The following is a 277-nucleotide window of genomic DNA, read 5'->3' as shown; positions in this document are numbered from 1 at the left end:
ATGCCCCATTGTTTGAACCGTGTCAGAATGAAACAATGCATCGTATTTCCTGCACATCTCTCCCACTTCTCTCAACGGAAGAAGGTTCCCTATTTCATTGTTGGCATGCATCAGCGAAACAAGCGCTTTTTCATCACTCTGTTTGAGTAATTCTTCGAGGTGATTGATATCTACCGCTCCATTCACTGTCAAGTTTACGTGATCTACTTTCACGCCATTTAGTCGCTCAACTTCCTCAATTGTATGGAGCACAGCATGGTGTTCGATGGGAGACGAA

The 277-nt window shown here is 44.0% G+C and carries 1 protein-coding gene; it reads right to left on the bottom strand.

What is annotated here, in order from left to right:
* Positions 1 to 267: aminotransferase class V-fold PLP-dependent enzyme (locus tag R0J92_RS22720; protein ID WP_411053329.1), on the bottom strand; the 267-nt coding region annotated here is incomplete at its 3' end.
* Positions 268 to 277: the final 10 nt, after the last annotated feature.

It is taken from the genome of Tritonibacter sp. SIMBA_163, assembly GCF_046535935.1.
Lineage (GTDB): Bacteria > Pseudomonadota > Alphaproteobacteria > Rhodobacterales > Rhodobacteraceae > Epibacterium > Epibacterium scottomollicae.
The sequence above is the reverse complement of the archived record's forward strand: the minus strand, read 5'-3'. Positions and strand labels throughout refer to the sequence as shown.